Here is an 11663-nt window from a genome sequence, read left to right on the forward strand (position 1 = left end):
CATGTCGCTCCGGATGCACCAGCTTGTCGCCGACCTGAAGCCCTTCGAGGGCCGGTTCGGCATGACCTGGCGCGTCGCGCTGCTCTGCGCGCTCGTGGCCGCCGTCGCCATGATCTACAAGATTCCGGAGCCGGCGATCGGCTGCTACCTGATCGTCTATCTGATGAAGCAGGACGCCTCGACCAACATCGTGCTGGCGATCGGCGCCACCATCCTGGTCACGGTGTTCGTCGCGCTCGTCTTCCTGCTGACGCGCTGGACGATCGAGGTGCCGTTCCTGCGCCTGGCCGTGATGGCGCTCGCTTCCTTCGCCTTCGTCTATCTCGGCTCGGTCAGCAAGCTCGGGCCGCTCGGCTCCGACATGGCGCTGGTGATCACCTTCGCGCTGACGCTGGTGAGCGCCGCGCCGCTCGGCGAGGTCGTGACGCGCGGCCTGCTCTATGCCTGGCAGATGGTGACGATGCCGATGGCGCTGATGCTCTGCTTCAACCTGGTGCTGGGCTGGAAGCCCTCCACCCTGTTGCGGACCACGGTGCGCGAGCGGATCGAGGCGGCGGCCGACCATCTTCGCCGCAACGACGCCGAAAGCCTTGCGCGGGTGCAGGAATTGCTGCGCGAAGGCAATGCCGAGCACGACCAGCGCGCCCTGCTGACGCGCATCCTGCATTACGTGCCGGCGCGGGTCACCAACATGCTGGCGCAGGCGATCGAGCAGAGCTACGCGCTGCTGCTGGCGGTCTCGGCATTGCCGGATACGGTGACGGACGAGGAACGCGGCCAGCTCGCCGCGCAGTGCGAGCGCGTCGCCGCGGCTCTCAAGGCCGAAGCCGCGATCCCCCCGCCCGACGCGCCGCCGCCATCCGGCGACCCGGCGCTGCAGGAGGCCTGGGCGATGCTGCGCGACATGGCGGATCCCGAACCCGCCTGGCCGGTCATGGCGCAGGAACCGTTCTTCGCCGCCGACGCGCTCAGCAATCCGGCGCACCAGCGTTTCGCGCTGAAGACGACGCTGGCCGCGATGATCGCCTACATCGTCTATGCCGGCATCGCCTGGCAGGGCATCCATACCGCCATGATCACCTGTTTCGTCGCCTCGCTCGGCACCACCGGCGAGACGGTGCACAAGCTGACCCTGCGCATCGTCGGCTGCCTGATCGGCGCCGCCATGGGCATGGGCGCCATCCTGTTCGTCATCCCCAGCCTGACCAGCGTCGGCGGGCTGATGGGGCTGGTCTTCGTGGCGATGCTGCCGGCCGCCTGGGTATCGTCGGGCAGCGAGCGGATCTCCTATGGCGGCGTGCAGATCGGCCTCGCCTTCCTGCTCACCGTGCTGCAGGGCTTCGAGCCGAGCCTCGACATGGATTCGGCGCGCGACCGCATCGTCGGCATCCTGCTCGGCAATGTGCTCGTCTACCTGATCTTCACGCGGATCTGGCCGGTCGGCGTGGTCACGGGCGTGCGCAGCGGGCTCTCCAACGCGCTCGCCGCCCTGTCGCGCCTGGCCGCCCTGCCGCGCGACAACCGCCGCGCCCTCGTCGATCAGGCGGCGGCGGCCACCGTCGACCTGCGGCAGGCCTCCGAGCAGCTCGCCATGGCGCATTACGAGCCCGCGTCGCTGCGCCCGAGCCCGGCCGAAATGCGCCGCTTCCAGACCATGATCGCCGAGGCGGAGCACCTGCCGGCGAGCCTGCTGCTGGCGCCCGGGCCCGACCCGGACGAGGCGGCGCGGCTGGCGCGGTTGGCGAAGGCAGTCGCCACGGCGACGCCGCCGGACGGATTGGACGGCCAACAAACGCTGGACGCGCCCGCCGCCCCGCGTGCTACGGCTGCGGAACGCATTTCCCGAATCGAGACGGCACTGGTGACCGAGGCATGATGGCGATCCCCTCCCGACCGCATCGACCCGCCCGCGCAAGCTTCGGCCTTATCCTGGCCACCGGCCTGCTCGCCTTGCTGACGGGCTGCGCGCAATATGCCGAGCAACTGGCGCCCGCCTCGCCGGACGAGCCCTATCAGCAGGGCCGCAAGACGACGGTCAGCCTGCTGCCGCAGCCGCCTTCCGCGCCCTCGACCTCGCGCGATTTCGGCGTGCGCGGCAATCCCGAGCTGACCGCCCTGCCCGCCGCGCCGGAAGTGCGGCCCGGCAAGGTGTACCAGCTGCCCGACCTGATCGACCTCGCCGCACGCCACAACCCGGCCACGCGGGTGGCGTGGGAACAGGCGCGACAGGCGGCGCTGGCCGTCGGCATCGCCGAATCGACCTTCCTGCCGACCATCTCGGCCAATGTCATCGGCGGCAGCCAGCAGATCACCACGCCGATTGACGTCCTCGGCGAGCGCAAGGATATCGAGACCAATGTCAGCGGCGCGACCGCGGCCGTGGCGCTGCAATGGCTGGTGTTCGACTTCGGCCAGCGCAAGGCCGCCGCCACCGTCGCCAAGCACGTGCTGGAAGCGGCGAACGTCACCTTCAACGGCGCCCACCAGCTGCTGATCTTTAACGTCACCCGCACCTATTACCAGTATGGCGCGGCCCAGACGCGCACCGAGGTCGCCGGCCAGTCCCTCCGCAACAGCCGCGCCATTCTCGACGCCGCCGTGGCGCGCGAAAAGAAGGGCCTCGGCACCACCGTCGAGGTCGCGCAGGCCCGCCAGCAGGTGGCGCAGTCCGAATTGCGCCAGGTCGTCGCGTCGGGCCAGCAGCGCGACGCCTACCAGGCGCTGCTCGCCGCGATGAGCGTGTCGCCCACCCTCGACATCAAGATCGCCAATTCCGGCCGCCGCCGCCTGCCGGCCCCGTCCGACGTCTCGACCGACGAGATGATCCGCGAGGCGCTGGCGCGCCGGCCGGACGTGCTGGCGAGCTATGCCAACATGAAGGCCGGCGAGGCGGGCATCAGCGTCGCCAATGCCGACTTCCTGCCGAAGGTGTTCCTTTCCGGCGTCGCCGGCCAGGGCACCAGCGGCTTCAACACCGCCGGCCTGCCGACCATCGGCCAGCAGGGCTCGGGCGCCGGCGTCCTCGTCGGCGCCACCATGCCGATCTATGATGGCGGCCTGCGCGCCGCCAATCTGAAGGCGGCGGAATCGCGCGCCGCCGTGGCGCGCGCCACCTTCGCCAAGACGCAGGAAGAGGCCGTCCGCGAGATGGTGGTGGCATCCAACACGCTGCGCTCGGCGCTCGCCTCCTATCGCGCGGCCAGCAAGCTGACCGATGCGGCCACCATCACCTACGACGCGGCGCTCGACGCCTATCGCAACGGCCTGGGCACGGTGACGGCCGCGACCGTCGCCGACAGCGGCCTGCTCGACGCCCGCCAGGCGCGGGCCGACGCGCACGCCGCCTCGCTGGTCGCCGCCGCCAATCTGGCCTTCGTGCTGGGCGCCATGACGTCGCCGCGCGCAGCCGAGACCTTGTCGTACCGGTAGACGCAGCGCAAGAAGCCGGCCCCTCACCCTGCCCTCTCCCGCGAGCGGGCGAGGGTTTCGGCCGGCAATCGTCATCGACGGTGAGCGCGTCGAGGACAGCGCGCGGTCGAGCCCCCGCTCCCGCGCGGCAGAGGGCTGGGGTGAGGGACGACCTGAACCCTTACCGCGCCAGCAGGACGATCAGGATTCCGCCGATCGTCAGCAGCGTGTTCGACACGGCGCAGCTGACCGTGAAGCCGAGCGCCGGGGTCTGGCTCTTGGCGCGCGCCGTCAGCATGCCGAGCGATGCGGTCGAGGCGCGCGCGCCGGCGACGCAGCCCAGCAGGATCGCGTCGTCGAAACGGAAGACATACCGGCCGATATAGAGGGCGAGGATGAGCGGCACGCTCGTCACCACCATGCCCCACAGGAACAAGCTGAAGCCCAGTTCCTGCACGCCGGCGACGAAACTCGGTCCGGAAGACAGGCCGACGACGGCGATGAACATGTTGAGGCCCAGCGCATTCATCAGCCAGTTGGCGGCCGGCGGAACCCGGCCGAAGGTTGGATGCACCGAGCGCAGCCAGCCAAGCGCGATGCCCGCCAGCAGCACGCCGCCGGAGGACGACAGCGTGACCGGCACGGAGCCCAGCCGCAGCACGATCGAGCCGAGGATCGCGCCGATGACGATCGCCGCCGCGACCAGGGCGACGTCGGTTTCCTCCGTGGCGCGGTCGGCGCGCCCGAAAGCCGCCAGCAGCCGCGAGATATCCTGCGGCCGGCCGACCACGTTGACGACATCGCCCCGATGCAGCGTGGTTGCCGGCAGCACCGGAATATCGACGCCAGTGGCGCCGCGACGGATGCGGCGCAGGAAAATGCCGCGCGTGCTGGGCAGCTCGGCCAGCTCGGCCAGCGTCCTGCCGTCCACCTTGCGGTTGGTGATCAGCATTTCCGTGCCCTCGACGGGCACATTGAGAAGTTCGGCGTCCTCGACCTCGACAAGCGCGGGACCGGCGATCTGCATCAGCACCGCGCGACTGCCGGCGACCGCGACCACGTCGCCGACCTGCAGCGTCATGTCCGCCGTAGCATCGACGATCTGGGCATCGCGCCGGATCCGTTCGATGAACAGTTGCGCCGGACCATGCCCCGCCTCGATCTCGACCGCGCTCTTGCCGGCCCAGTCGGAGCCCTCGCCGATCCGATAGGCGCGCGCGATATGCTGGTGCCAGGCCCGCAGGCCGTGGCCGGACAGCCCATGTCCGCCCATCTTCCGCTCATAGGCCCGGCAGGCAGCCACCAGGTCGATGCCGAGCAGCCTGGGTCCCACGACGCTGATGATCATGGTCGCGCCGATGGTGCCGAATATGTAGGTCATGGCGAAGGCCGTCGGCACCGCATTGACGAGCCTGGTGGTCTCGCCGGCGGCAAGGCCGAGCTGTTCGATCGCGTCGACCGACAATGCCAGCGCCGACGAGATGGTTGATGCGCCGGCAAACAATCCGGCGGTCGAGCCAATGTCGTAGCCGGCGATCCGGCCCGCGACCCACGCCGTGCCCAGGCAGAGCGCGCAGACGAGGATCGAGAACAGCGCCTGCGGCAGGCCGTTCTTGGCAATGCCTTGCACGAATTGCGGGCCCACGCCATAGCCGATGGCGAACAGGAACAGCAGGAAGAAGATGGCCCGCACGTCACTGGAGACGGTGATACCGAGTTGCCCGACGACGAGCGCGGTCAGCAGCGTTCCCGTCACCGCGCCCAGACCGACGCCCTTGAAGGACAGCTTTCCGATATAGGCGCCGATGGAGAGACACAGGAACACGGCGATCTCGGGGTTCGCTCGCAGCGTGTCGACCAACCATTTCCACATGTCATTCAATCTCGGCTCTTGGCCGCGGGCAAGGAAAAGCCGGCCTGCGGGCTGGATGGGGCGGTGGTCGTCCCGGACGACCGATTCTCGCGCAAGACACCGCCGAAGCGGCGCGACGGCGACAGGCGATCAACTTGCCGCCGCCTCGTCGCAAGGCTAGCAGCTCATCGCCGGACCATGACAATGGAATGAGGGGGGCATGAACTCGCGCCGGCCTCTCGTCGCAGGCCGGATGGATGCCATCCCGGAGAGAGGAAAGCGGGCGACGGATCAAATCCGGGCTTGCAACTCGTACTTGCCGCGCGCCGGACATATTGCAGCAACGGCGCTCGATATCATTTCAAGCAAGCGAAAAATGCGAGCCCGGTAATCTTCTATTCAGAAGTTTTACCTCCCGAACTATTTATACTTCAGATTTTGAACCAACATGTAAAATATCATGGCAACTTCCGGTTGGCAACCGATCGATCAGTCTGTTGAGATATCCCAAGCGCGATCGCTATAGTCGCAAATCGGCAGATCTACGACATGGTCTTGTGGCGTGACCTGCCCTCGGATAGCTTCGATGTAGACGATGCAGCGGAAAGCTTTGGCAAGAGGATCGCCTGCATACGTTGGAATTTCGGGGAGGAGCTCAGCGAATTGCCCTTCGGGCGAGACGGAAAGCCCGGGAAGGAGAGCGATTGGGAGTGTTTCGCTCCAATGGCAGACCTCTTGGACAATCTCCACGAAATCGTTCGGCCGCCATCGACTTTCACAAAGCTGGACCGATATGCCAAAGCATAGATCGATGTCAGCCAGTGTAGATCAGCTTCAACAAGTTCGGAGACGACGATGCATTTGACACCGCGGGAGTTTGACAAACTTATCATCCACACGATGGCGGATGTCGCGCTCAAGCGTAAGGCCAAGGGCCTGAAGCTCAACCATCCCGAGACGGTCGCCGTGCTCTGCCAGTACGTGCTGGAAGGCGCGCGCGAAGGCAAGTCGGTGGAAGAAGTCATGGATGGTGCCCGCCATGTCCTCACGGTCAATGACGTGATGGACGAAGTCCCCGCCATGCTCGGCATGATCCAGGTGGAGGCCGTGTTCACCGACGGCAGCCGCCTCGTCAGCTTGCACAGCCCAATCGTCTGACCGGCTCCGGGCCGACTAAACGTTTCAGGAGGTTGCCTTGGCCAATAAATCGACACCCGCGCCCGCCAGCGCATCGAAGCCCGCGGCTGCGGCTGCGACCAAACCGGCTCCCACGGCACCGGGGGGCTACGTCGTCGCTCCCGGCTTCATCGAGCTCAATCCGGGTCGCCCGAGGACCACGGTGACGGTGCGCAATACCGGCGACCGCCCGGTGCAGATCGGCTCGCATTTCCATTTCTTCGAGGTAAACCGCTATCTCGAATTCGACCGCGCCGCCGCCTTCGGCCAGCGCCTCGACATCCCCGCGAACACCGCCGTCCGCTTCGAGCCGGGTGACGAGAAGGACGTGACGCTGGTCCCCTATGGCGGCAAGCAGTTCGTCTACGGATTCAACAACCTGGTTGACGGCTGGACCGGCGACGGCCCGACGCCCGATTACCGGCCCAACAAGAAGCATTCGATCGCGAAGGCCGAGGAACTCGGCTTCAAGTCCCGGGCGCAGCAGACCAAGCCCGCGAAGTGATCCCTCGTCCTTCCCATCCAGTTTCCAAAGGTACGGCGTCATGACCAAGATGTCCCGTCAGCAATACGCTGATCTCTACGGTCCCACCGTCGGTGACAAGATCCGGCTCGGCAACACGGACCTCTATGTTGAAATCGAACAGGATCTGCGCGCCGTCTACGGCGACGAGCTTCAATATGGCGGCGGCAAGACGCTGCGCGACGGCATGGGTTCGGAGAACCAGCTGACGCAGGAAGCCGGCTGCCTCGATCTCGTCATCACCAACGTCACGGTGCTCGAGCCGACGCTCGGCGTGGTGAAGGCGGATGTCGGCATTCGCAATGGCCGCATCGTCGGCCTCGGCAAGGCCGGCAACCCCTCGACCATGGACGGCGTCACGCCGGGCCTGGTCACCGGCGCCTCGACCGACGCGATTTCCGGCGAACACCTGATCCTGACCGCCGGCGGCATGGACACCCACGTCCATTACATCTCGCCGCAGCAGGTCTATGCCGCGCTTTCGAACGGCATCACCACGATCTGGGGCGGTGGCATCGGCCCCGTCGACGGCAGCAACGGCGTCACGACCACCAATGGTCCGTGGAACCTGGAGATGATGCTGCGCTCGATCGAGGGGCTGCCGATCAATGTCGGCCTGCTCGGCAAGGGCAACTCGACGGGCAAGGGCCCGATGATCGAGCAGCTGCATGGCGGCGCCGCCGGCTTCAAGGTGCATGAGGACTACGGCGCGACGCCGTCGGCGATCCGTGCCTGCCTTTCGGTCGCCGACGAGTATGACGTCTCGGTCGCCGTCCATACCGACACGCTGAACGAATCCGGCTATGTCGAGGACACGATCGCCGCCTTCGACGGCCGCACGATCCACACTTTCCACAGCGAGGGCGCCGGCGGCGGCCATGCGCCGGACCTGCTCAAGGTCGTCGGCCAGGGCAACGTGCTGCCGAGCTCGACCAACCCGACCCTGCCATGCGGCAAGAACTCGGTCGCCGAGCTCTTCGACATGATCATGGTCTGCCACAACCTCAATCCGAAGATCCCTTCCGACGTCGCCTTCGCCGAGAGCCGCGTGCGCTCGGAGACGATCGTCGCGGAGAGCGTGCTGCACGACCTCGGCGCCATCTCGATGATCGGCTCGGATTCGCAGGCCATGGGCCGCATCGGCGAGAACTTCCTGCGCGCCCTGCAGACCGCAGACGCCATGAAGAAGGCTCGCGGCCAGCTGGAGGAGGATGCGTCCGACAACGACAATTTCCGCGTCCTGCGCTACCTCGCCAAGGTCACGATCAATCCCTGCCTGACCGCGGGCCTTGCGCACGAGATCGGCTCGATCGCGCCGGGCAAGTTCGCCGACCTTGTGCTGTGGGAGCCGGCCTTCTTCGGCGCCAAGCCGAAGATGGTGCTGAAGGGCGGCTTCGTCGCCTGGGCCAATATGGGCGACCCGAACGCATCGCTGCCGACGCCGCAGCCGATGTATTATCGCCCGATGTTCGGCGCCTTCGGCAGCGCGATGCCGAAGAGCTCGATCACCTTCGTCTCGCAGGCCGCCTATGACGACAAGATCGGCGAGAAGCTCGGCCTGCAGCGCATGATCAGCCCGGTTGCCGGCACGCGCACGCTCGGCAAGCAGCACATGGTCCGCAACGACTATCTGCCGAACATCGACGTCAATCCGGAGACCTTCGCGGTCACCATCGACGGCAAGCATGTGACGGTCGAGCCGCCGACGAGCATTTCGCTCAACCAGCTCTATTTCTTCAGTTGATCGCCTGCATTCCCATGCAGCAGAGGCACGCATGATACTTATCGAAAGCACGCTTGGTAACGTTCGGGATCCGGAATGGGCCAAGTCCCTCGACGGGGCGACCATCGACTGGCTCGAACTGGACCAGTGGGAGGCCCAGAAGAGCCGGCTGCGCAAGGCGACGCTCGGCGATGTCGAGCTGGCCCTCTCGCTCGATCGCAACTCGCACCTGCACGATGGCGACGTCCTGATCTGGGACGAAGCCAAGCGGGCGGCCATCGTCGCCCGCATCACCCTGCGCGAGGTGATGATCATCGACCTGCAGGAAGTCGTCGGCGAGCAGGTCGAGAAGATGGTGCAGACCCTGTTCGAACTCGGCCATGCGCTGGGCAACCAGCATTGGCCGGCCGTCGTCAAGGGAACCAAGGTCTACGTGCCGCTCACCGTCGACAAGAAGGTGATGAACTCGGTGATGAAGACGCACGCCCTGCCAGGCGTGCGTCACGAGTTCATGCCCGGCTCCGAGGTGATCCCCTATCTGGCGCCGCATGAATCGCGCCGCCTGTTCGGGGGCGCCAGCGACACGCCGCATTCGCATCACAACGCCTCGAAGGACGCCCATGGTCATGGACATTCGCATGGCCACGGTCATTCCCATGACCACGATCATGACCACTGAGGGAGGCGGGTCCGACAGGTCCCTGTCGGAACTGCTCTATCTGCTGCAATTCGCCGACTCCGCCCTGCCGGTCGGTGGTTTCTCGTTCTCGAACGGGCTGGAAACCGCCATTCAGCAGGGTATCGTCGACGGCCCGGCGACGCTGCGCACCTACACGGAAACATCGATGTGGCAGGCTGCCACCAGCGATGGCGTGGCGGTGCTCTGCGCCCACCGGGCGGTCGAGGCCGGCGATGTCGACGAGCTGATGCGGATCGACCGGCTGACCTACCAGCGCAAGCTGAACGAGGAAACGCGCCTGATGACGGTTCGCATGGGCAAGAAGCTCTGCGAGTTGTCGGCGGGCATGATCGAGGAACCGCTCCCGCGCGACTGGTTCCAGAAGATCAGGAGCGGGGAGACGCCCGGTACCCATCCGGTCAGCCTCGCCATCACCCTCGGCACGCTGAAGGCCAACCGGCGCGACGCGTTCGGCGTCCATCAGTATGGCGTGGCCAACGGCGTGCTCAGCGCCGCGCTGCGCCTGATGCGGATTTCGTTCGTCGATACGCAGAAGATCCTTCTGGACGTCACGGCCCGGGTGGATACCGCCTATGAGAGGGTCGCGGATGCGACCATCGACGAAATGGCGAGCTTCTCGCCGATCATCGACATTCTCGCGGCGGTCCACGTCAAGGGCCACGTCCGCATGTTCATGAACTAACAAGGTAGCTGGATAGCACTATGAAAAAGATCCCCCGCATCGGCATTGGTGGACCCGTCGGCTCCGGCAAGACCGCCATCATCGAGGCGATCACGCCTGTGCTCGTGAAGCTCGGCTATCGCATCCTGGTGATCACAAACGACGTCGTCACCACCGAAGACGCCAAGCATGTGCAGCGCACGCTGCGCGGCATCCTGCTGGAAGAGCGCATCATCGGCGTCGAGACCGGCGGCTGCCCGCATACCGCCGTGCGCGAAGACCCGAGCATGAACCTCGCCGCCGTCGAGGAGATGGAAGCGAAGTTCCCCGATTCCGACCTCGTGCTGATCGAGAGCGGCGGCGACAACCTGACGCTCACCTTCAGCCCGGCCCTGGTCGACTTCTTCATCTACGTGATCGACGTCGCCGCCGGCGACAAGATCCCGCGCAAGAACGGCCCCGGCGTCAGCCATTCCGACATCCTGGTCATCAACAAGACCGATCTGGCCCCCTATGTCGGCGCCAGCCTGAAGGTCATGGACGATGACTCCCGCATGATGCGCGGCAAGAAGCCTTTCGTCTTCACCAACTGCAAGACGAATGAAGGCATCGAGGAGCTGACCGACCTGATCCGCCAGAACCTGCTGTTCGAAACCACCGAAAAAGCAGGCGCGTGATGTTCAGCGGCGCCCGGGAACTGGGGGCTTATCAGGATGAGCCCCCTCAGCTGCCGAGCGGCTCCTTCGGCAAGAACGCGATGTTGCGGCTCGGTTTCGAACCGGGTCCGCATCGCAGTCTCTTGCGCACCCTGCACCGCCGTGCGCCCCTGATCGTCCAGCAGGCGCTCTACTGGGACGAGGAGATGCCGGGCCTGCCCTGCGTCTCCATCATCTCCAATGCCGGCGGTATCCTGCAGGGGGACCGCAACGTCGTCGAGATCGACATGGCGGCCGGCTCGCAGGCGCATGTCACGACCCAGTCGGCGACCCGCATCCACGAGATGGACGCCAACTATGCCAGCCAGACCCAGGAACTGACCCTGGCGGCTGGCTCCTACCTGGAATACATCGCGCGCCCGATCATTCCGGCGAGGAACTCGCGCTTCATCCAGGCAACCAAGGTTTCGATCGATCCGACGGCGACGCTGATCTACTCGGAGATCCTGATGCCGGGCCGCAAGCATTACGGCGACGGCGAGATCTTCCAGTACAAGCTGTTCTCGTCGACGGTCGAAGCGGCGCGGCCCGACGGCACGGCGCTGTTCGCGGAGAAGTTCGTGATCGAGCCCGACGTCAGCGAACTCTCGCGCATGGGCGTGATGGGCGGCTTCCATGTCTTCGGCAACGTCATCGTGCTGACGCCGAAGGAGAACGCCGACGCCCTGTTCGACCGGGTCACGCCGGCCTTCGACGCGGACAACGAGATCGCCTATGGCGCCAGCCGCCTGCCGAACGATGCCGGCATCATCTTCAAGGTGCTGGCGATGGAATCGGCGCCGGTGATGGCCAAGATCCGCGAGTTCTGGTCCGAAGCGCGCGAGATCGCCGCCGGCCACAGGGTGCCCGAGAACTTTCTCTGGGCCTGAGGCCCGACCGGAAGGTCGCGGCACCACCGCAATCG

Annotated in this window: 10 protein-coding genes; 9 read left to right on the top strand and 1 reads right to left on the bottom strand. The window is 66.1% G+C overall.

From position 1 onward, the window contains the following. Position 1 precedes the first annotated feature (1 nt). Together OSH10_RS01960 and OSH10_RS01965 are read left to right on the top strand one after the other, a co-directional pair. Positions 2–1876 carry an FUSC family protein gene (locus OSH10_RS01960; protein ID WP_266329798.1) on the top strand — a complete coding sequence of 625 codons (1875 nt, stop codon included), beginning with the start codon at positions 2–4 and terminating at the stop codon, positions 1874–1876. After that, entirely contained in the window at positions 1873–3429 is a 1557-nt protein-coding gene (locus OSH10_RS01965; RefSeq protein WP_266329799.1) for a TolC family protein, read from the top strand. Before OSH10_RS01960 ends, OSH10_RS01965 begins: the two co-directional genes overlap by 4 nt. 160 nt (positions 3430–3589) lie before the next feature. On the opposite strand, the gene aspT is transcribed toward OSH10_RS01965, so the two are convergent. Next, positions 3590–5281, bottom strand: coding sequence for an aspartate-alanine antiporter (gene aspT, locus OSH10_RS01970; RefSeq protein WP_266329801.1), 1692 nt, complete (start codon positions 5279–5281; stop codon positions 3590–3592). A gap of 834 nt (positions 5282–6115) precedes the next feature. On the opposite strand from aspT, the gene OSH10_RS01975 reads away from it, so the two are divergent. The 7 genes from OSH10_RS01975 to OSH10_RS02005 are packed head-to-tail and all read left to right on the top strand — an operon-like array spanning position 6116 to position 11628. Next, complete coding sequence (locus OSH10_RS01975) at positions 6116–6418, top strand: urease subunit gamma (RefSeq protein WP_266329803.1); 303 nt, start codon at positions 6116–6118, stop codon at positions 6416–6418. A 37-nt stretch (positions 6419–6455) separates the two neighbouring features. Beyond that, positions 6456–6941: an urease subunit beta gene (locus tag OSH10_RS01980; protein WP_266329804.1), complete on the top strand. Its 486-nt coding sequence runs from the start codon at positions 6456–6458 to the stop codon at positions 6939–6941. A gap of 40 nt (positions 6942–6981) precedes the next feature. Beyond that, a complete protein-coding gene (locus tag OSH10_RS01985) occupies positions 6982–8703 on the top strand; it encodes an urease subunit alpha (RefSeq protein ID WP_266329805.1) in 1722 nt (573 codons plus the stop codon). Positions 8704–8734: 31 nt separating this feature from the next. Beyond that, on the top strand, positions 8735–9361 hold the full coding sequence (ureE, locus tag OSH10_RS01990; RefSeq protein WP_266329806.1) for an urease accessory protein UreE: 627 nt from the start codon (positions 8735–8737) through the stop codon (positions 9359–9361). Continuing rightward, positions 9333–10064 carry an urease accessory protein UreF gene (locus OSH10_RS01995; protein ID WP_407660666.1) on the top strand — a complete coding sequence of 244 codons (732 nt, stop codon included), beginning with the start codon at positions 9333–9335 and terminating at the stop codon, positions 10062–10064. Before ureE ends, OSH10_RS01995 begins: the two co-directional genes overlap by 29 nt. A gap of 20 nt (positions 10065–10084) precedes the next feature. Then, on the top strand, positions 10085–10720 hold the full coding sequence (gene ureG, locus OSH10_RS02000; RefSeq protein WP_266329807.1) for an urease accessory protein UreG: 636 nt from the start codon (positions 10085–10087) through the stop codon (positions 10718–10720). After that, the gene (locus OSH10_RS02005; protein WP_266329809.1) at positions 10720–11628 is read left to right on the top strand and encodes an urease accessory protein UreD; all 909 of its coding nucleotides are present in this window, start codon (positions 10720–10722) and stop codon (positions 11626–11628) included. Before ureG ends, OSH10_RS02005 begins: the two co-directional genes overlap by 1 nt. Positions 11629–11663 lie beyond the last annotated feature (35 nt).

Source organism: Kaistia defluvii (assembly GCF_026343955.1).
Classification (GTDB): Bacteria; Pseudomonadota; Alphaproteobacteria; order Rhizobiales; family Kaistiaceae; genus Kaistia; species Kaistia defluvii.

What these genes read in the sequence shown, in the direction of transcription:
- OSH10_RS01985 (WP_266329805.1), top strand. Translation starts at nt 6,982, where the DNA reads ATGACCAAGATGTCCCGTCAGCAATACGCTGATCTCTACGGTCCCACC.
- ureE (WP_266329806.1), top strand. Translation starts at nt 8,735, where the DNA reads ATGATACTTATCGAAAGCACGCTTGGTAACGTTCGGGATCCGGAATGG.
- OSH10_RS01975 (WP_266329803.1), top strand. Translation starts at nt 6,116, where the DNA reads ATGCATTTGACACCGCGGGAGTTTGACAAACTTATCATCCACACGATG.
- ureG (WP_266329807.1), top strand. Translation starts at nt 10,085, where the DNA reads ATGAAAAAGATCCCCCGCATCGGCATTGGTGGACCCGTCGGCTCCGGC.
- OSH10_RS01965 (WP_266329799.1), top strand. Translation starts at nt 1,873, where the DNA reads ATGATGGCGATCCCCTCCCGACCGCATCGACCCGCCCGCGCAAGCTTC.
- OSH10_RS02005 (WP_266329809.1), top strand. Translation starts at nt 10,720, where the DNA reads ATGTTCAGCGGCGCCCGGGAACTGGGGGCTTATCAGGATGAGCCCCCT.
- OSH10_RS01960 (WP_266329798.1), top strand. Translation starts at nt 2, where the DNA reads ATGTCGCTCCGGATGCACCAGCTTGTCGCCGACCTGAAGCCCTTCGAG.
- aspT (WP_266329801.1), bottom strand. Translation starts at nt 5,281, where the DNA reads ATGTGGAAATGGTTGGTCGACACGCTGCGAGCGAACCCCGAGATCGCC.